The 18,545-nt window shown below is 61.8% G+C and carries 18 protein-coding genes; 9 read left to right on the top strand and 9 right to left on the bottom strand.

What is annotated here, in order from left to right:
• Positions 1-45 precede the first annotated feature (45 nt).
• Complete coding sequence (locus QRN46_RS13940) at positions 46-882, bottom strand: AraC family transcriptional regulator (protein ID WP_134333788.1); 837 nt, start codon at positions 880-882, stop codon at positions 46-48.
• 167 nt (positions 883-1,049) lie between these two features.
• On the opposite strand from QRN46_RS13940, the gene QRN46_RS13935 reads away from it, so the two are divergent.
• Positions 1,050-1,244, top strand: a complete 195-nt coding sequence (locus tag QRN46_RS13935; RefSeq protein ID WP_041475233.1) for a PLDc N-terminal domain-containing protein — start codon at positions 1,050-1,052, stop codon at positions 1,242-1,244.
• Positions 1,245-1,454: 210 nt separating this feature from the next.
• Positions 1,455-2,519, top strand: coding sequence for an alpha/beta fold hydrolase (locus QRN46_RS13930; RefSeq protein WP_285355277.1), 1,065 nt, complete (start codon positions 1,455-1,457; stop codon positions 2,517-2,519).
• A gap of 21 nt (positions 2,520-2,540) precedes the next feature.
• Here QRN46_RS13930 and souR read toward each other — a convergent pair whose 3' ends face one another.
• Complete coding sequence (gene souR, locus QRN46_RS13925) at positions 2,541-3,566, bottom strand: transcriptional regulator SouR (RefSeq protein WP_011333808.1); 1,026 nt, start codon at positions 3,564-3,566, stop codon at positions 2,541-2,543.
• A gap of 417 nt (positions 3,567-3,983) precedes the next feature.
• Here souR and QRN46_RS13920 point away from each other — a divergent pair, with 417 nt between their 5' ends.
• Positions 3,984-5,294 (top strand): MFS transporter, encoded by a 1,311-nt coding sequence (locus tag QRN46_RS13920; RefSeq protein ID WP_011333807.1) that lies wholly within the window; start codon positions 3,984-3,986, stop codon positions 5,292-5,294.
• Positions 5,295-5,354: 60 nt separating this feature from the next.
• On the opposite strand, the gene QRN46_RS13915 is transcribed toward QRN46_RS13920, so the two are convergent.
• The 4 genes from QRN46_RS13915 to QRN46_RS13900 all read right to left on the bottom strand — a co-directional run bounded on the left by QRN46_RS13915 (position 5,355) and on the right by QRN46_RS13900 (position 8,928).
• The gene (locus tag QRN46_RS13915) at positions 5,355-7,343 is read right to left on the bottom strand and encodes a peptidase U32 family protein (protein WP_011333806.1); all 1,989 of its coding nucleotides are present in this window, start codon (positions 7,341-7,343) and stop codon (positions 5,355-5,357) included.
• A gap of 243 nt (positions 7,344-7,586) precedes the next feature.
• Positions 7,587-7,967 (bottom strand): RidA family protein, encoded by a 381-nt coding sequence (locus tag QRN46_RS13910; RefSeq protein WP_065261325.1) that lies wholly within the window; start codon positions 7,965-7,967, stop codon positions 7,587-7,589.
• A gap of 101 nt (positions 7,968-8,068) precedes the next feature.
• On the bottom strand, positions 8,069-8,800 hold the full coding sequence (locus QRN46_RS13905) for a DUF72 domain-containing protein (protein WP_221614884.1): 732 nt from the start codon (positions 8,798-8,800) through the stop codon (positions 8,069-8,071).
• Entirely contained in the window at positions 8,797-8,928 is a 132-nt protein-coding gene (locus QRN46_RS13900) for a hypothetical protein (RefSeq protein WP_260411492.1), read from the bottom strand. Before QRN46_RS13900 ends, QRN46_RS13905 begins: the two co-directional genes overlap by 4 nt.
• 451 nt (positions 8,929-9,379) lie before the next feature.
• Between QRN46_RS13900 and QRN46_RS13895 the strand changes: the two genes are divergently transcribed.
• The 3 genes from QRN46_RS13895 (at position 9,380) to QRN46_RS13885 (ending at position 12,761) form a co-directional block, all read left to right on the top strand.
• Positions 9,380-9,763, top strand: coding sequence for a DUF6124 family protein (locus QRN46_RS13895; RefSeq protein WP_011333803.1), 384 nt, complete (start codon positions 9,380-9,382; stop codon positions 9,761-9,763).
• A 228-nt stretch (positions 9,764-9,991) separates the two neighbouring features.
• Complete coding sequence (locus QRN46_RS13890; protein WP_041475232.1) at positions 9,992-11,668, top strand: MFS transporter; 1,677 nt, start codon at positions 9,992-9,994, stop codon at positions 11,666-11,668.
• 124 nt (positions 11,669-11,792) lie between these two features.
• The gene (locus QRN46_RS13885; protein ID WP_285355269.1) at positions 11,793-12,761 is read left to right on the top strand and encodes a helix-turn-helix transcriptional regulator; all 969 of its coding nucleotides are present in this window, start codon (positions 11,793-11,795) and stop codon (positions 12,759-12,761) included.
• A 29-nt stretch (positions 12,762-12,790) separates the two neighbouring features.
• Here QRN46_RS13885 and QRN46_RS13880 read toward each other — a convergent pair whose 3' ends face one another.
• Positions 12,791-14,701, bottom strand: coding sequence for a tyrosine-protein phosphatase (locus QRN46_RS13880; RefSeq protein WP_285355267.1), 1,911 nt, complete (start codon positions 14,699-14,701; stop codon positions 12,791-12,793).
• 224 nt (positions 14,702-14,925) lie between these two features.
• On the opposite strand from QRN46_RS13880, the gene QRN46_RS13875 reads away from it, so the two are divergent.
• From QRN46_RS13875 to QRN46_RS13865, 3 genes are all read left to right on the top strand, one after another.
• On the top strand, positions 14,926-15,195 hold the full coding sequence (locus tag QRN46_RS13875) for a FecR/PupR family sigma factor regulator (protein ID WP_285355265.1): 270 nt from the start codon (positions 14,926-14,928) through the stop codon (positions 15,193-15,195).
• 162 nt (positions 15,196-15,357) lie between these two features.
• Positions 15,358-15,852, top strand: a complete 495-nt coding sequence (locus tag QRN46_RS13870) for a PaaI family thioesterase (protein ID WP_285355263.1) — start codon at positions 15,358-15,360, stop codon at positions 15,850-15,852.
• A gap of 24 nt (positions 15,853-15,876) precedes the next feature.
• Positions 15,877-16,272, top strand: coding sequence for a RidA family protein (locus tag QRN46_RS13865; protein ID WP_285355261.1), 396 nt, complete (start codon positions 15,877-15,879; stop codon positions 16,270-16,272).
• A 3-nt stretch (positions 16,273-16,275) separates the two neighbouring features.
• On the opposite strand, the gene QRN46_RS13860 is transcribed toward QRN46_RS13865, so the two are convergent.
• Both QRN46_RS13860 and QRN46_RS13855 read right to left on the bottom strand, forming a co-directional pair.
• A complete protein-coding gene (locus QRN46_RS13860; protein WP_285355259.1) occupies positions 16,276-17,394 on the bottom strand; it encodes an agmatine deiminase family protein in 1,119 nt (372 codons plus the stop codon).
• Between the two features lie 47 nt (positions 17,395-17,441).
• On the bottom strand, positions 17,442-18,545 hold the full coding sequence (locus tag QRN46_RS13855; protein ID WP_285355256.1) for an extracellular solute-binding protein: 1,104 nt from the start codon (positions 18,543-18,545) through the stop codon (positions 17,442-17,444).

Below are 18,545 nucleotides of genomic sequence, written 5' to 3'. Positions count from 1 at the left end.
ACTCCCGAATCAAAACAGGAGACCATGGTCGCGGTTGCGCGGGGTTCAGTCTGGAAGGTTTGAGCAGCGCTTGCGGTAATCCGCCGGTGTCAGGTGATAGGCACGGCGGAACCAGCGCCCGAGATGGCTTTGATCGGCGAAACCGAGGGCGCTGGCGACGGTGGCGGGGGTTTCGCCACGCGCCAGCAACTGGCGGGCGCGGGCCAGGCGCAACTGGATCAGATACGCATGCGGCGCCAGTCCGAAAGCGGCCTTGAATGCACGGGTCAGACGAAAGCGATCGACCCCGCAGGCTTGGGCCAGGTCGTCCAGCCCGATGTCCTCAAAGGCATGAGCATGCAGATAGTCCCGCGCCACCTGGGCCACGCGTGGCAGGCGCGGATCGAACGGTTGACGCTTGCGCCAGTCGAGGTGGGATGTCAGCGCGCCGAGCAAGGTGTCGATGGCGGTCTGACGCACGATGCGCAAGTCGCCTTGATGCAGGGCGTTGAAGGCCTGATTGATGGCCGTGGACAGGCGCGAATCCTGACTCAGGGTATCGGTGAACCCGAGCTGGCTGTTATCCGGCGCATGCTCGAACAGCACGCGCAATTCACGCTCCAGCCAGTGCGGGTCGAGGTAGAGCATGGAATAGGTGAAGCCCTCCTCCGTCGGCGCGTGCCCGTCGTGGATCTCCCCCGGCTCCAGCATGAAAATCTTGCCTGGCGTACTCAGATGGCGCACGCGCCGGCAATGAAACTGCTGCACGCCCTGCTCGGTGACGCCCACCAGAAAGCTGTCATGCCAGTGCGGATCGTAGGCATGGCCCTGGAAATGGGCACGAATCGACTCGATCCCGGTGTCGGCATCCTGAGACAAGTCGATCCAGTTGCGTTTGTCCACGCAAGGCTCCGAAGGCAGTGGTTGTTCGTCAAGGACGTCTAAGTTACCGCGACTTTGCCGATGGGTTTAGAACATTTGTGCACGTGAGCCAGGCAGGCCATCCAGCAAATTTAATGAACCCTGAGTGCCACGGCCCGCCTAAGCCAGAGACCATCAGGAGGTAGCTCATGCAAATTGAAACCACGTGGATCGTACTGGCCGTCGTGCTTTTGCTCATCGAATTGTGGGCGATCAACCGGGTGCGCAAGAGTGAGGGGAAAGCCAGCAACAAAGGCGTCTGGATCGTATTGATCGTATTTGTGCCGCTGTTCGGGCTGATCGCCTGGGCACTGGCCGGGCCCAAGCACGTCACTCAGGCCTGAAGCCCAAGGTCAGCGAGAGCCCCGAACATTCGGGGCTTTTTGTTGGCCGCTGGTTTGTATCGCAGTGTGTACGAACGCCTCCCGGATACATGCCCGCGCATCAGCCATCGGAAACGGAAACAGCGCAGATACGTGGCCAGTCTTTAATGGGCTCCAGATTCGAAGGGTTCAGCCAGAACCCGGCCCTCGCCGATCATAAGGAGACTTGCCATGAAGCACGCACCACACGCCACCGTCACCACCGGGAAAAACCGTCGTCGCCTGCTGGGCCTGTCGATTCTAGCCACCGCGCTGCTGCAATTCGGCGCCTTCGCCCAGGCACAAACCGCAGCCCCCGAGCCGGTCAAGACCGAAGCCGCCAGCGTCAAGGCCGATCTGCCCTTCGGCCCGCTCAAGCATGTGAAGGCCGGCCTGCTGGACGTGGCCTACGCCGAAACCGGCCCGGCCAATGGCCCGGTGGTGATTCTGCTGCACGGCTGGCCGTATGACATTCACAGCTACGACGACGTCGCGCCGCTGCTGGCGGCCAAGGGTTATCGGGTATTGATGCCGTACGCCCGGGGTTATGGCGACACGCATTTCCTGTCCGACAAGACCGTGCGCAACGGTCAGCCGGCGGCGCTGGCCAGTGACGTGATCGATTTCATGGATGCGCTGAAGATCAAGCAAGCCGTGCTCGGTGGCTACGACTGGGGCGCGCGCTCGGCTGACATCGTTTCGGCGCTGTGGCCGGAGCGGGTCAAGGCGCTGGTGTCGGTCAGCGGTTACCTGATCGGCAATCAGGCCGCCGGCAAGAACCCGCTGCCGCCCAAGGCCGAACTGCAATGGTGGTATCAGTTCTACTTCGCCACTGATCGCGGTGAAGCAGGCTACGCCAAGAACACCCATGATTTCGCCAAGCTGATCTGGCAACTGGCATCACCGAAATGGGCCTTCGACGACGCCACGTTCGACCGCAGTGCCAAGGCGTTGCAGAACCCGGATCACGTCGCCATCACCGTGTTCAACTACCGCTGGCGTCTGGGCCTGGTGCAGGGTGAAAGCCAGTACGAGGCACTGGAACAGAAACTCGCCACCGCACCGTCGATCAGCGTGCCGACCATCACCCTGGAAGGCGATGCCAACGGCGCACCGCACCCGGCGCCCGAGGACTACGCCAAACGCTTCACCGGCAAATACCAGTTCCGCCTGATCAACGGTGGCATCGGTCACAACCTGCCGCAGGAAGACCCGAAAGCCTTCGCTCAGGCGATCATCGACGCCGATCACCTCTGAAGCGGCACGCCAAACGGCTCGTCATTTGACGAGCCGTTTTTCTTTGGATGGGCGATAACCGAAATAGGCGCTGTAGCACTTGCTGAAATGGCTCGGCGACACGAATCCGCACGCCACCAGCACGTCCACCTGAGACAGTTCGGTGTGTTGCAGCAGACGCCGGGCCTCGGTGATGCGCAGCTCCATGTAATAACGCTGCGGCGTGGTGCCCAGTTGTTCCTTGAACAGCCGTTCCAGCTGACGCCGGGAACGCCCGGCATATACCGCCAGTTGCTCCAGCTCCAGCGGTTCCTCCAGATTGGCGTCCATCAGCTTCACCACTTCACGCAACGGCGCGCTGACGCAGAGGTTCTCGGTCGGCTTGATCCGCCGGTAGCGCGACTCCTCGAACGCCAGAATGTCTTCGATGCCTTCCACCAGAGCCTTGTCGTGCAGGCCTTTGATCCAGTCCAGCGCCATGTGGAACGCGCCGGACGGACTGGACGCGGTCAGCCGGTCGCGGTCGATCACGTAGGGTTCGCTGCTGACCTGGGTCGCCTTGGAAATCTCCGCCAGCGCCGGCCGATGCTCCGGGTGAATCGCACAGCGGTAGCCTTCCAGCACCCCTGCCCGACCCAGGAACCACGCGCCGTTCCACAGCCCGGCCAGTATCACGCCGGCCTCGGCGGCCATTTTCAGCAGGTTGATGAACTCGTCGCTCGCCTTCAATTCCGTGCGGTAACCGCCGCAGATCACCAGCAGATCCAGTTCCTGCAACACGCTGGTTTCCAGACGCGAGTCCGGGCGGATCACCAGCCCCAGATCGCTGATCACTTCGCCGTCGCTCAGGCCAAAGGTGCGCGTGGAAAATAGACCGGGGCGCAGCAGATTGGCGGTGACAAGAGTGTCCAGCGCCTGAGTGAAGGCCGGCAGGGAAAAATGCTCCAGCAGCACGAACCCGGTGCGGGTCATGCGTCCCGGCCCGCTGGCGGGCTCGTTCAGGTAGCGAAGGTTCTTGCCTTTCATGCCACCGCTGAATTGGCGTCGTTCGATCAAGGTGGGGTCCATCGTCTCGTTGTTATGGCGCCATGCTAACCGGCGCCGCAGCAAATTACTCGCAAACGACGCTAGCACCCATCCAGAGATCGCTCCCACGCCGTTGACCTTGATCGTTCCCACGCTCTGCGTGGGAACGATCAGTCAATGCCCTGGGGTTATCGATCCGGCCTGCGTCCCAACGTCGCAGGCCCGGAACCTTGGCAAACGCCACACAAGGCTTAAAATCGCGCCTCCTCTTGCAGTCGCCCGACCGGCGCCTGCCCGCAGCCATGACAACCCTCAGGTTTGAACAGCCGGCCACTTTCACGAAGTGCGCCAGGCTCAATCGCCCTGCCCGTTCGGCGGTCGTTTGTCTTCAACACACTTCGGCTTGGCACTCGCATGCGCAGAGGCGCACGTTCCGCTGTTCGATCACTTGAGGTTTTTATGACACCGCGTTTGCTGGCCATGGCGCTGGCGCCCCTGCTCGGGCTGTTCATTGTTGCGCTGGGCAACGGCTTTCTGTCTTCTTTGACCACCCTGCGTTTGGGCGCTGCCGGCGAATCGGCGACGATGATCGGCATCGTGTCCTCGGCCTATTTCATCGGCCTGACGCTGGGCGCGATCTTCAACGACCGGCTGATCCTGCGCATCGGCCACATCCGCGCCTACAGCAGCTTCGCCTCGCTGATCGCCGCGACCATCCTGTTGCAAGGGCTGTTTTATGACACCTGGGGCTGGGTCGTGCTGCGCCTGATCAACGGCTGGGCCACGGTCGGCGTGTTTCTGGTGATCGAGAGCTGGCTGCTGCTGGCCGGTGACGCGAAGATTCGCGGCCGCCTGCTGGCGCTGTACATGATCGTCCTCTACGGCGCCGGCGTGCTGGGTCAGGCGTTTTTGGGGAAAATCACCGGGCTGGGCGACACCGCGCCGTTCATGGTCGCCGGCATGCTCGCAACCCTGTCGGTGCTGCCGATCGTGATCCTGCCGCGGGTTTCGCCGCTGCTGGAACAGGTCGAACCGCTCAAGCCTCGGGCCTTGCTTGGCGTTTCGCCCACCGGGTTGGTCGGCTGCTTCGGCTCCGGCGTGACCATCGCGGCGATCTACACCCTGCTGCCGCTGTACCTGCAACGCATCGGCCTGAACGTGGGCGAAGTCGGCAGCATGATGGCGTGGACGATCCTCGGCGCAATGCTGCTGCAATACCCGGTCGGGCGCTGGTCCGACCGCAAGGATCGCCTGCAAGTGCTCACCGTGCTCTGCGCCGCGTGCACCGTTCTGTCGCTGGTGATCGTGCTGGTGCCGCTGTCCTCGGCCCTGCTCGCGGCGATGCTGTTCCTGTTAGGTGGCGGCGTGTTCGCGCTGTACCCGGTTGCGGTCAGCCATGCGGCCGACCGTGCGCCGGTCGAAACGTTGGTGCCGATGATTCAGGGCATGTTGCTGATCAACTCGCTGGGCTCGGCGATGAGCCCGCTGCTGATCTCGCCGGCGATGAATGCCCATGGCGAAACCGGCCTGTTCTGGGCCTTCGCGCTGGTCAACCTGGCCATGGTGACGTTCTTCTTCTGGCGTCGCGGCAAGCGTCCGGTGCCGGCCAATCCGGCACCGTTTGCGGCGGCAGCGACCTTCTCGCCAACCGGCGCAGAGCTGCGAGTGACCGAGGATCTGCGTCAGGCCGCGCAGGACCATCCGCCGATGGTCGATGCGTTGAGCGGCGAAGCGGCGCCGGCAACGGGATCGCGCTACGAAGCCAGTTGAGTTTCTGGCAGGCATAAAAAAACCGGTGACTTTCGTCACCGGTTTTTTATTGCCTGCTAATCAGTGTGGAGCCCGAGGAATGGTCTTCATCAGGTCTTCAGGGCTGATATGCCCCACCACGCTGCCCGGCTGCGGCAGATTCAGGATGTGGCCCTTCATCTTGCCGATCACGTGCATCTCGCACGGCTTGCAGTCGAACTTCAGGGTCAGCACTTCATCGCCGTGAATCAGCTGCATCGGCGCGACCTTGGTTTTCACGCCGGTCACGCCTTTGGCCTGTTTCGGGCACAGGTTGAAGGAGAACCGCAGGCAGTGCTTGGTGATCATCACTGGCACTTCACCCGCCTCTTCATGTGCCTCGTACGCCGCGTCGATCAGCTTCACGCCGTGACGGTGGTAGAAGTCGCGGGCCTTCTGGTTGTAGACGTTGGCCAGGAAGGACAGGTGCGCCTCCGGATACACCGGCGGTGGCGTGGTCTCGGCCTTGCGCGAACCGCGCGGATGAGCGGCAACGCGCGCGGCGGTCAGCGCTTCGATCACTTCACGGCGCAACGACTTGAGCTGCGAGTTCGGAATGAAGAACGCTTGGGGCGCATCCAGTTTGATCGAGGTCGCGTGGTACTCGGTGGTGCCGAGCTGACCGAGCAGATCGTGCAAGGTGTCCAGCGCCTGTTCCGGTTTGTTGGCGACGCCGAACGGGCCTTCCAGCGCAACGCTGGCACTGATGCCCTCTTCGCTGGTCACGGTCAGTTCCAGACGCTCTTCACGCAGCTTCGCCAGCCAGCTCACGCCGATCCGACGCTCGGCAGAAGTCTTGAGCAAGGCCTGCTGCCAGTTGTGGTCGAGGTTGCGGTTCAGCGGATGGTTCGGGCGCAGCTTGTACAGGCCTTCCGGCATTTCGTTCGGCTCGACGCGGTAGCGGTAGCGCTTCTCGCCCTCTTCCTCGAACTCGCCCTTGGCTTCGGCGATGTTGGCGCGGAAACCCACCACTTCGCGCTTGACCAGCACGTTGAGGCCGTCGCCATTGGACAGCGGCTCGTGGGTGATGACCTGCATGTCACGCTTGCCGACTTTCTCGACCACGCCCACCGCCAGACCGGTGAAGGTCGGCGAATCGAACGCGCCGATGTCGATCTTGCGCTCGCTGACGAAGTAGTCGGTGCTGCCACGGTGGAAGGTCTTTTCCGGGTCCGGCATGAAGAAATGCGCGGTGCGACCGCTGGAGGCGCGGGCCAGGTCCGGGCGGTCGTTGAGCACGTCGTCCAGGCGCTGGCGGTAATAGGCGGTGATGTTCTTCACATAGCCCATGTCCTTGTAGCGACCTTCGATCTTGAACGAACGCACACCGGCCTCGACCAGTGCGCGGATGTTGGCGCTCTGGTTGTTGTCCTTCATCGACAGCAGGTGTTTTTCGTAGGCGATCACGCCACCCTTTTCGTCTTTCAGGGTGTACGGCAGACGGCAGGCCTGGGAGCAGTCGCCCCGGTTGGCACTGCGCCCGGTCTGCGCGTGGGAAATGTTGCACTGACCGGAAAACGCCACGCACAGCGCGCCGTGAATGAAGAACTCGATGGCGGCATCGGTTTCATCGGCGATCGCGCGGATTTCCTTGAGGTTCAGTTCACGGGCCAGTACCAGTTGCGAGAAACCGGCCTGATCGAGGAACTTCGCCCGCTCAAGGGTGCGGATGTCGGTCTGGGTGCTGGCGTGCAGCTCGATGGGTGGAATGTCCAGCTCCATCACGCCCAGGTCCTGGACGATCAGCGCATCGACGCCGGCATCGTACAACTGATGGATCAGCTTGCGCGCCGGCTCCAGTTCGTTGTCGTGCAGGATGGTGTTGATGGTGGTGAAGATGCGCGCGTGATAGCGACGGGCAAATTCCACCAGTTCGGCAATTTCGCTCACCTCGTTGCACGCGTTGTGGCGCGCACCGAAGCTCGGGCCGCCGATGTACACCGCGTCGGCGCCATGCAGGATGGCCTCGCGGGCGATGGCCACGTCACGGGCGGGGCTGAGCAGTTCCAGGTGATGTTTGGGCAAGGACATATATAGTTTTTAGTCAGGCTGTCACGGTCGAGGCGCGCATTGTAGCCGCGAAACGCGTGGGCGGCACGCCTGTGCTGCCGGGTGGCAGTTGCCAACAATGCCGTTAGCACCGCATTCCCTGTGGGAGCTGGTTTGCCAGCGATAGCGGTATATCAGCTAGAGGTGTATTGGCTGACAGGACGCTATCGTCGGATCGCCGCCCGGGGCAAGCCCGCTCCCACAGGGTTTTCAGCAGGGCTGAAGTCAGGCCTTGGCGGCCATCGCCGTCACTTCCACCTTCATCCCTTCAACCGCCAGCGCCGCCACGCCAACCGCCGCGCGCACCGGCCATGGCTTGGCGAAGAAGCGCTTGTACACCTCATTGAACGCAGCACGATCAGCCATGTCGGTCAGATAAATGGTCAGGTGCAGCACCCGATCCATCGAACTGCCGGCCTTTTCCAGCGCCACTTTCAGCGCCTGCAACGTGCATTCGCTTTGCGCGGTGACGTCGCCCAGTTCCAGGCTGCCGTCGGCACGGGTCGGAATCTGGGTCGACATCAGGATGCCGTTGAATTCGGTGACGTCCGAAGAGATCGAGTCTGCATCCGGATCCGGGGTGTAGGTGATGTCTTGGTTGGCCATGAGAAAGTCCTTCGCTGGCAGTGAGGACGGCGCCATCGCGCGCCGTTTCGGGCGGCCAGTTTACAGACCCGGTCGCCGGTGGGAAGTCCCGACGCGGTGTGTCAGCCCTGCGCCAGTATCCGCCGCAGCTCCAGCGCATTGCCGAGTGCCGCGCCGCTGGCGGTGTTGTCGAAAATGCACCAGGTATCGATGCCATCGACAGCCGCCACCTGCAAATCGCCGGCGAGCGTTTCCAGATACGCCGAATCATAGGGGCTGTGATAAATCCGTGGCGAACCGTGCAGCCGCCAGTAGCGCACGCCCGGCCAGCCGCACGGAGCCGTGTCGGTGCTGATGCGCGAGGGATCGACCACCGCTTGTGCGATGCGATACGCCATCAACAACAGTTCGGCGGCGGCCCAGGATGCGTGGCGCGGCTCCAACACCACGGCCCCGGAATAACGCTGGCGCAAGCCGATGAAAAAGGCCTCTGCAAGCGCTTCGTCAAACGTCAGCGACGGCGGCAACTGCAGCAGCAGGCAACCCAGATGATCGCGCAGCCCCGAGCACTGTTCGAGAAAGGCGTCGAGCTCACGCTCACAGTCCCGCAGGCGTCGCTCATGGCTGATCGACTTTGGCATCTTCACGCAGAAGCGAAATCCGTCCGCCACCGACTCGGCCCATCGGGCATAGGTTTGCAGCTTGTGCGGACGGTAAAAGGAGCTGTTGATTTCCACACCATTGAGCAGCGCGGCATAGCGTTGCAGGTGGGTGCCCTGCTCCGGGAAGTCCGGCCAGTATTCGCGGGGCAGGCTCCAGCCGGCGCAACCGATGAAGATCGACGACGCAATCAAAACAGTACCCTGCCCGTTTGGATTGGTTTACCCATCAGGAAACTGGCGAGCAGCCATTTGAACAGGGCTGATTCGTTCAGCGGATGCAGGTCGATGTGCAAGTCTTGGGTGTTGATGGTTTTGGTCATGCAGCTTTTGAGCGAGCGTCGGCGTGATGAGTGCGAGGCGGGCGACGAATGGCTTTGGGGCGTAAAGCGTCAGGCTTCTCCTCCTTGGGTGAGGATCGATAAACAGGTTTGAATCACGCCGTTTAAAGACATGTCGGAATGCTTCCGGATGCCTACAAATCCTTGCGCCAGAGCCTACCGCTACGCCAGAATCCGCCGGCTTGTGCGCCTTGGGGGCGGTCGGTAACTTGGATCGGGTCACTGATTTCCAGTGATCGGGTTTAGCAGCCCGGTTCATCTACCACGGTTGCACATCTCACCTTGTCAGGTTTTTACCTGCATTTTGCGGTGGCTGTGCGCATGGCACCTTCGGGTGCGCCGGGTTTGGTGATGACCGGTCTGCTAACTTGCGCACAGCTGCCACCTTCCGTTTAGCAGCGAGACGGTTGCAGCCTCAACGAGGCACATCACCATGTTCAAAGTAACGCCGAATCCTCCGGTCACCGAACCGTCCAGCATCACCGACCCAACTTCCCCCTACGAATGCCCTGACTCCAAGAGATTCAACGAAGCCGCCAACCGCGCCCTCGACTACCACCTCGGCCCGATATCAGCCCACATGATGGCCGCGCCCTACTACCCCAACCGCCTCTACCAGGCCAACCCGGCCAGCAACAACGAATCCCTGCTCGCCGACGCCGTCGAAACCCTGGGCTCGGCCAACGTCATGCTCAACAACTTCGTCGACCTCCTCCAAGGCCCCCACCGCAAAACCGCGCAGGGCATCGCGCAAATCGTGATGCTGGCGGAACTGGCGGTGAATCAGGTACTGGATAACGTTGTGCCAACGGAATAAGGCCCTTGGCGGCAGGTCTCTCCTGCCGCCCCCGCAGCAGTCGATCAATCCCCGCCACTGGATATCCCCCCAATCCCAATTATGCTCAATGAAACCCCGCCCTCCCGCGAGGTCGTGATTCTGTGCACGCTCCACGAAATACCTGAACCGGCATCCGCCACAGGCCTTGGGTACGCGACGTTGATGAAGTGCTCCGGCCTACAAAAACAAGCACGACGGAGAACACCCATGGCAGTACTCGACAGCATGTCCACCGGCAGTGCCCCGCACCACAGCGTCAGCCGAGAGGAACGCAAGGTCATCTTTGCGTCGTCCCTCGGCACGGTGTTCGAGTGGTACGACTTTTATCTCTACGGCTCCCTGGCGGCGATCATCGCCAAGCACTTCTTTGCCGGGGTGAACGAGACCACGGCGTTTATCTTCGCCCTGCTCGCCTTTGCCGCCGGTTTTGCGGTGCGGCCGTTCGGGGCGATTGTTTTCGGACGCTTGGGTGACATGATCGGGCGCAAGCACACGTTTCTGATCACGATTGTGATCATGGGTGTGTCGACGGCGATTGTGGGTTTCCTGCCCGGTTACGCGACCATCGGAGTCGCGGCGCCGATCATTCTGATTACCCTGCGCCTGCTGCAAGGCCTGGCGCTGGGCGGCGAGTACGGCGGCGCGGCAACGTATGTGGCCGAGCATGCGCCCAAGGGCAAGCGCGGTTATTTCACTTCCTGGATTCAGACCACCGCGACCCTGGGTCTGTTTATGTCGTTGCTGGTGATCCTCGCCTGCCGTACCGCGCTGGGCACCGAAGCGTTCGAGGCCTGGGGCTGGCGGATTCCGTTCCTGCTGTCGATCCTGCTGCTGGCGGTCTCGGTGTACATCCGGTTGCAGCTGAACGAGTCGCCGGTGTTCAAGAAAATGAAGGAAGAAGGCAAGTCGTCGAAAGCCCCGCTGACCGAGTCCTTCGCCCGTTGGGACAACCTGAAAATCGTGATCATGGCCCTGCTCGGCGGCACCGCAGGCCAAGCGGTGGTCTGGTACACCGGGCAGTTCTACGCGCTGTTTTTCCTGCTGCAAACACTGAAGATCGACCCGCAGACCGCCAACCTGCTGATCGCCGGTTCGCTGCTGATCGGCACGCCGTTCTTCGTGATTTTCGGCAGCCTGTCCGACCGCATCGGGCGCAAGGGCATCATCATGGCCGGGTGCATTCTGGCGGCGGTGACCTACTTCCCGATCTTCCACGCGCTGACCCAGTACGGTAATCCCGACGTATTCGTCGCCCAAGAGAAGAACCCGGTCAAAGTGATCGCCAACCCCGACCAGTGCTCGTTCCAGTTCGATCCGGTGGGCAAGGCCAAATTCACCAGCTCGTGCGATCTGGCGAAAACCATCCTGGCGAAACGGGCGATCCCGTACGAAAACGTGGTGGCGGAACCGGGCACCGTGGCCCAGGTGCGTATCGGCGACAAAGTCATCGAAAGCTTCGAAGGCACGACCCTGCCGGCCGCTGACTTCAAGACCCGTAACGACGCTTTCACCGCCAGCCTCGGCGCCGCGCTGAAAGAAGCCGGTTACCCGGAAAAAGCCGACCCGGCCAAGACCAATTACCCGATGGTGCTGCTCCTGCTGACCGTTCTGGTGATCTACGTGACCATGGTCTACGGTCCGATTGCCGCGTGGCTGGTCGAGCTGTTCCCGGCGCGCATCCGCTACACCTCGATGTCGCTGCCGTATCACATCGGCAACGGCTGGTTCGGCGGGTTCCTGCCGACGGTGGCGTTTGCGATGGTCGCGGCCACCGGGGATATCTACTACGGCTTGTGGTACCCGATCGTGATTGCGGTGATGACGGCGATTCTGGGGATCTTCTTCATGCCGGAGACCAAGGATCGGGACATTCATCACACCTGACCCAACTCCGTTCGATGCTGTGCGTGGCGTTCACGCACAGCATCGAACGTTGTCACATCGGCGTCATTCTCCCTTGGTAACGTCGTCGCGCCCCGATGCCCCGACCACCAAGGTGACCCTCCCGGTGTACTCAAGCCCGACGCGCCAGACCCTCATCCTGCGATCCGACAACATGGCCAGTGACGACTTCGGCGCCCTGTTCTCGCGAATGTTCGGCAACCGTTATGGCGACACACCACCGCCGCCCAAAGACATCATCATTGGCGGCGTTAACGGGCGGTACGAAGGCGTGAGTTTCCGGCGCATGCATTACCGGGGCGATTTCACCGTCGCCTTCCCCGAGCCGTTCGATGAAATCACCTTCGTCATTCCCACCGCCGGCAAGATCGTATTCAACCATGATTCCGTGGGGCTGAGCGATGTAGGGCTGGCCATCGACAAGGCTGACCTGCGTTCGATGCGTTTTATCGACAATCATGCCCAGCACGGCATGTCGATCAGCCGTGCGGCGCTCACCGAACGGCTGTCGACCCTGCTGGGCAAACCGATCGTGCACAAGCTGCATTTCGAGCCGAGGGTGGATCTGAACAGCCCGGCGTTTCAGGGCATTCGCGCGCTGATCGATCTGGCCACCGGTGCGGAATTCGATCTGCTGTTGAACGCTGGCTCGCTGATGCCGTCACGGCTGCGGGAGATGCTGGTGGACGCGGTATTGGAAGCCTGGCCGCACAATTTCAGCCAGGCCTTGCGCCGTCCAGAGGCATTGATTGCGCCCAGGCATGTGCGGCAGGCGATCGATTACATTCAGGCGCATCCCGAGATTCAGATCAGTGGCACGGATCTGGCGCGGCTGGCCAACGTCAGCCTGCGCGCATTGCAGGAAGGGTTTCGACGGTTTGCCGGGATGTCGATTGTCGGGTATCAGCGGCAGGTGCGGCTGGAGCGCGCTTACGAAACGTTGCGTCAGGGCGTTTCGCCGTCGGTGACTGAGGTGGCGCTGCGATTGGGCTTCAGCAATGTCGGCCGGTTCAGCCAGTATTTCCAGAATGCCTACGGCGTGAGCCCGGCCGAGGTTCGAAAAGGATTGCGCTGAGGCAATCCTTTTCCTTCACCTTCAGTTGATCAGAACTGGTAACTGGCCTTGAGCCCGCCGCTGAAACCATGGCTGTCGCCGCCACCGCTGGCACCGACTTCCGCACCAAGGCTCAGAGCACCGAGGTTGGCCATCAGGTTGACACCCCCGCTGAACTGATCGCGGTTATCGAACGCCGCGCGCTGCTCGATATCCAGCCCCAGCAGGTGCCCTTCGCTGTCGACCTGATGATCGCCCAGCACATGCTCGTAACCGACCCGCACGCCCGGCACCAGTTGCCACGCGCCCATCGACATCGGGGCGAACGAGACGTCGAGATTGGCCACCGCACTGCGGCGGGTTTCCTGAATGTCATCGACATTAAGGGCCAATTCGCTGCCCTTCTCCTGGAAGCCTGACAGGTCCAGACGGCTGACCCGCACGCCAAGGCTCGGCTCCAGAACCACATCGTTCATCGGCATCCGATAACCGAGTGCCAACGTGGCGCCGCTGAGATTGCCGTGGGTGTCGCCCTTCGCCGAGCCGAGGCCGCCACCGAGGTCGCGTTTGCTGTCGTAGTCGACGTAACCGGCGCTGATATTGGCATCGACAAACAGGCCACGTTCCAGGCTGGTGAAACCATAACGGGCGCCAAGGTCGAGGAAGGTGAAATTGGTGTCAGCCTCGCCGCCTGCGCCGCCCACCGAGCCTTTGCTGTAACCGATGCCGCCGCGAGCGCTGAGTTGTTCGGAGAAGCGCTGCGTGACGCCAACCATCAGGCCCTGACTGTGTTCGTTGCTGCTTTGCGCATGGGCCGAACCGTCGGTGCCCAGGTAACCGGCGAGCGCGGTGCTCCACAAGCGGTATTGACCGACCTTGAGGTCAGTGCCGCTGGCGAATGGCGCGGCGGCCTGTTCGATCATTGCGTTCTGACGCAGCAGATAACTGGCCGCATCCGCATGTACCTGACCGCCGACCGTGGACTCGACGCCACTAAGGGTGCCGGCGTCGATGGCCGATTGCAGGTAGTAGTTGTAGGCGCTGTAAGTGCCCGAGAGCTTGCTGTTCTGCAATTCCTGCAACAGCTGCGCACCGGCGGCGGCGTTGCCGATCAGCCCCGCCTGACCCGGCAGGCTGTTGTACTCGACCATTTTGCCGCGCAGTACATAAATGGTTTCCTGGGACAGACCCAGCCCCTGCTTGAGGTAGTTGTCCATGCTGCCGTACTGCGCGGTGACCTGATCCAGACCCGCTTGCAGGTAACTGGCCTCGACGCCCAGCAGCGGCGCGTAGATCGCGGCCATGCTCGGCGGCATCATCGCCAGGGTTTTGGCGACCCGCGCGGCGGTGTAGTCGTTGGTCGCCAGGTAGTTGCTCATGATCGTGGCGTTATCCACGCCGGCGATGCTCAACAGAACGGCAGCGGTCCAGCCGGTGCGGTCCTTGCCGGCGGTGCAATGGAACAGCGCGGCGCCGTCGACACCGGCCAGTTCATTGAACAGCGCACCGAACTGACCACGCATACCGGCATCGCTGACGAACGCGCGGTTGGTCTCCTGCATCATCGCAATCGCATCGGCTGCGCTTTTGAACGACACGGTGGTGATGTTCGCGCCGGAGGTGGTGCTGCCGATGATGTCGATGTTCTGGTAGGTCGCACCGCTTGGCATCGTGTCCGGCGTGCTGGCAATTTCGCTGGGCGTGCGCAGGTCGTACACCGACTTGATCCCCAGACCGTTGAGGGTCGCCAGGTCCGCCGCCGTCGGCGTCAGGGCATTGGAGCGGTAGAACACACCGGCGCGCATTGTGCCGTCATGGGCCGTGGAATAGGGGGTTGTGGTGCCTGCGATATCCCGAAAATTGTCGATGCCTGCCAGGCGCGGGGTATCGAGATCGGCGGCCTGGGCGGCAGCAATGGACAGACTCAGCACGGACAGCGAACACACAAGACGTTGATACACGGGGCAGCCTCACTGGAAACAGGTTGGGCTGCCCACTATCTGCATTGAAATGTGACGGAATATGACAAATCGGCGAAGCCCGGAAATCATGGCGCGATCTGTCCATTGGCGGCGTTTTTTGTCCGTCAAACGTTCACTAACCGTTTAAATACTCGACGTGCTTTGACGTTTTTTTTGCAAGCACCCACGTAAACTGCAGTCTTCGCCCCTTCTGGAACCCGTCAATGAACGACGCAGATGATGAAATCCTGACGCAAGCGGCGCACTGGTGCATGCGCCTGCAAGACGAAACCTGCACGCCCGACGAACGCCAGGCGTTCCAGCAGTGGATTCAGATCGACCCGCGCCATGCTTTCGAATACGCAAAGATGCTCGAGGTCTGGGAATTGAGCGATCAACTGCCGGACGAGCGCGACAAGTCAAAAAAACGCAAGGCCACGACGCTGCCCTGCAGTTTCGAAGAGTTTCAACGCAATCTGGCGCAACGTGGCTGATGCGCCCCGATACGCCGGGATTGTTGATCTGACGTAAAGCTGCCCCCCCTGGCTCGGCCAGTCCCGCGCCTTTTGAGCGAACAATCGCATTGATCGAGCTGCGTCCTTTATTCGGGGTTAGAATCCGCCCGGTTCGGCTAACAGTTTAAGGATGACCCCAGCATGTCCACCCAAGACACCTCCCTGCAAGACACCGCCGCCCCCGAGGGCGTTTGTTTCGGCTGCGGCAGCAGCAACCCGCACGGCTTGCACATCAAGAGTTTCTGGCACGAAGACGGCGTGCACGTCATGGCCGAGCATGTGCCCGAAGCCAAATATTGCGGCTGGCCGGAGCTGGTCTACGGCGGCCTGATCGCGATGCTGGTGGACTGCCATTCCAACTGGACCGCGATGGCTTATCACTACCGGGCCGAGCAACGCGAACCCGAAAGCCAGCCACGCATCAACTGCGTCACCGGCAACCTCGGCATCAAGTTCATCAAGCCAACGCCAATGGGCGTGCCACTTACGCTGAAAGCGAAAGTCGAGGGAGAAGTCGGACGCAAGACCCGAGTGATCTGCGAGGTCTACGCCGGGGATGTGCTGACGGCGGTGGGTGATTCGGTGTTCGTTAGGGTGGATACCGAGCAGTTGGCGGCGGCCGCGCACGGTCGCTGAAATCCGTCACTGAAGGAAAACACGATGCCCGATCGCAAAATCATCATCCCCGACTCCATGAAAACCATCGTCGAACGCGCCGGCTACGCCCCGGCGGTTCTGGTCGGCGACACACTTTATTGCGCCGGCCAGGTGGGCCGCACCGCGGATCTGCAAGTCATCGAAGACCCCGAGCAGCAATTCATCCGCGCCTGGGAAAACCTCGAAGAGGTGCTACAGGCCGGTGGCTGCACGTTCAACGATGTGGTGGAGATGACCACTTATCACGTCGAGATGAGCCGGCACATGCCGGTATTTCGTGAAGTGAAAAACCGCGTATTCCCCAAAGGCTTCTGCGCCTGGACCTGCATCGGCGTCAGCGAACTGGCCCATCCGGGGCTGCTGGTAGAAATCAAATGCGTGGCGGTGCGCAGACGCTGAGCCTTACGCCGGCTGGTGACTGGTCACGCAGTGAATCCCGCCACCGCCGGCGGCGATGGCGTCGATATTGATCTGCACCACGTCGCGGTTCGGGTAGAGCTTTTTCAGCAGGTCGAAGGCCTTCTTGTCGGCGTCCTTGTCGCCGAACTCCGGGGCGATCACGGCGCCGTTGATCACGAAATAGTTGATGTAACCGGCCGCAAAATCGTCGTTGTCCTTGTTGAATTTGGTCTTGCGCGGTTTCAGCGGTGGCGACACGGTGTGGATCTGCAGCGGGCGACCGTCGGCGTCGGTGGCCTTTTTCAGGATTTCCAGGTGCGCCAGGGTGACCTTGTTGTCGTAGGAGCGCGGGTCGGTGTCGAGGTTGGCGATCACCACGCCGGGCGTGACGAAGCGCGCATAGAAATCGACGTGCGCGTCGGTGATGTCCTTGCCCTTGATGCCCGGCAGCCAGATGATCTTGCGCAGACCGAGGCGTGCTTTCAGTTCCGCCTCGACGTCGGCCTTGCCCCAGCCGGGGTTGCGGTTTTCGTTGATCCAGCAGCTTTCGGTCATGATCGCGGTGCCGTGGCCGTCGACTTCGATGCCGCCGCCCTCGCCCACCAGTTCGCTGCGCTGGTAGGTCGCCTGCGCATCGGCCGCCACGCGCTTGGCGATCTTCGCGTCTTTCGAATGCTGTTGCTTGTTGCCCCAGCCGCTGAAGTTGAAGTCCACCGCGCCCAGGCCGTTTTTTTCATCGATGACGAAGTTGGCGCTGATGTCACGCATCCAGATGTCGTCGAGGTTGGCGATCTGGTAGGTGATGTTGGACGTGCCGCAAATCTCTTCGGCCAGGCTGCGTTCGCTGCTGCGGCAGTAGATGGTGAGCGGTTCGTAGCGGGCGATGGCGCGGGCGATCCGGCCCAGCGCTTCCTGAACGTCTTCGGTGAAGTCTTCCCAGATCGCATCCTGCGCGCCGAAGGCCATGTAGGCGCGTTCGTGTTTGTCGCCCTCGTCGGGCATGAACCAACGCCCCTCACTGGCCGCCAGCACGCGCGCCGGGGACAGGCCAAGGCCCATGACGGCAGCGCCTACGCCGGCGGCGACTGAAACCTGTTTGATGAACTCGCGACGAGTCGGCATGTGTACGTTCCTGATGGGTAAGGGGCCACCAAGGCAGCCCGGAAAAATCACTGTGCAGTGGCGGTCTTGAATTTGGTCCAGGTGCGCATGCGGGCGCGCATGTCGGCCTGGGGAATATCCTTGCCCGGTATCAGACGAGCATAGGTCGCTTCGTCGAGGTAGATGTCCGGGTTGTTGCGCATGGCCTCATCCACGTTCGGCCGGGCCTTGGCGTTGGAGGTCGGGTAACCGGTGAAATTGCTGATCGCGGCCATGTTCTCCGGGCGCATCACGAAGTTGATGAATTCGTAGGCGTATTCCGGGTGCTTGGCATCGACCGGAATGGCCATGGTGTCCATCCACACCGTGCTGCCTTCGCGCGGCACGCGGTACTGGAAGCGGGTCTGCTTGCCGGCGCTGTCCGAAGTGCGTTGGGCCTGGGTCATGTCGCCGCTGTAGCCGAGGGACAGGCACAGGTTGCCGTTGACCAGATCGGTCACAGGTTGCGACTGGAACTTGCGGATGTACGGCCGCAGCTTCATCAGCAAGTCACTGGCCGCCGCCAGATCCGCAGGCTTGGCGCTGCGCGGGTCGCGGCCCAGATAGTTGAGCACCACAGCCAGCACTTCGTCCGGCGAGTCGATCATCGAAATCCCGCAGTCGGCGAATTTGGCCGCCAGCTCCGGTTTGAACAGCATGTCGAGGCTGTTGACCGGCGCGTCGGCCATGCGTTGCTTGATCTGCTCGGCGTTGTAGGTCAGGCCGATGGTGCCCCAGGTGTAGGGCACGGTGGCCTTGTTCGAATGCTCGTAATGGCTGCGCAGTTTCTGCAGGCCGGGCTCGATGTCGTTCACCGCCGTGACTTTCGAAGGATCCAACGGCAACAGGCTGCCGGCGCGCATTAGCCGTTCGGCCACGGTGTCGCCGGGGAAGATCAGGTCGTAGCCGCTGCCACCGGAAAGCATCTTGGCTTCCAGGGTTTCGCTGCCGTCCATCACGTCGTAGATCACCTTGATCCCGGTTTCGGCGGTGAATTTGCTCAGTGTGTCTTCAGCGAAATAGTCAGCCCAGTTGTAAAGCCGTAAGGTCTTGTCTTCGGCGTGCACGGCCGGCATCAGGCCGGCCAGCGCCAGGCCCAGAGCGCCCAGCAACCACTTGTGTGAAGTAGGCAT

It is taken from the genome of Pseudomonas sp. lyk4-R2A-10 (assembly GCF_030209075.1).
Taxonomy (GTDB): Bacteria; Pseudomonadota; Gammaproteobacteria; order Pseudomonadales; family Pseudomonadaceae; genus Aquipseudomonas; species Aquipseudomonas glycinae.
This window is presented reverse-complemented; position numbering and strand designations above follow the sequence as displayed.

Excerpts from the sequence above, each read along its gene's own strand:
- QRN46_RS13935 (WP_041475233.1), top strand. The coding sequence starts at position 1,050 with ATGCAAATTGAAACCACGTGGATCGTACTGGCCGTCGTGCTTTTGCTC.
- QRN46_RS13930 (WP_285355277.1), top strand. The coding sequence starts at position 1,455 with ATGAAGCACGCACCACACGCCACCGTCACCACCGGGAAAAACCGTCGT.
- souR (WP_011333808.1), bottom strand. The coding sequence starts at position 3,566 with ATGGACCCCACCTTGATCGAACGACGCCAATTCAGCGGTGGCATGAAA.
- QRN46_RS13920 (WP_011333807.1), top strand. The coding sequence starts at position 3,984 with ATGACACCGCGTTTGCTGGCCATGGCGCTGGCGCCCCTGCTCGGGCTG.
- QRN46_RS13915 (WP_011333806.1), bottom strand. The coding sequence starts at position 7,343 with ATGTCCTTGCCCAAACATCACCTGGAACTGCTCAGCCCCGCCCGTGAC.
- QRN46_RS13910 (WP_065261325.1), bottom strand. The coding sequence starts at position 7,967 with ATGGCCAACCAAGACATCACCTACACCCCGGATCCGGATGCAGACTCG.
- QRN46_RS13900 (WP_260411492.1), bottom strand. The coding sequence starts at position 8,928 with ATGACCAAAACCATCAACACCCAAGACTTGCACATCGACCTGCATCCG.
- QRN46_RS13895 (WP_011333803.1), top strand. The coding sequence starts at position 9,380 with ATGTTCAAAGTAACGCCGAATCCTCCGGTCACCGAACCGTCCAGCATC.
- QRN46_RS13890 (WP_041475232.1), top strand. The coding sequence starts at position 9,992 with ATGGCAGTACTCGACAGCATGTCCACCGGCAGTGCCCCGCACCACAGC.
- QRN46_RS13875 (WP_285355265.1), top strand. The coding sequence starts at position 14,926 with ATGAACGACGCAGATGATGAAATCCTGACGCAAGCGGCGCACTGGTGC.
- QRN46_RS13870 (WP_285355263.1), top strand. The coding sequence starts at position 15,358 with ATGTCCACCCAAGACACCTCCCTGCAAGACACCGCCGCCCCCGAGGGC.
- QRN46_RS13865 (WP_285355261.1), top strand. The coding sequence starts at position 15,877 with ATGCCCGATCGCAAAATCATCATCCCCGACTCCATGAAAACCATCGTC.
- QRN46_RS13860 (WP_285355259.1), bottom strand. The coding sequence starts at position 17,394 with ATGCCGACTCGTCGCGAGTTCATCAAACAGGTTTCAGTCGCCGCCGGC.
- QRN46_RS13855 (WP_285355256.1), bottom strand. The coding sequence starts at position 18,545 with ATGCCTACTTCACACAAGTGGTTGCTGGGCGCTCTGGGCCTGGCGCTG.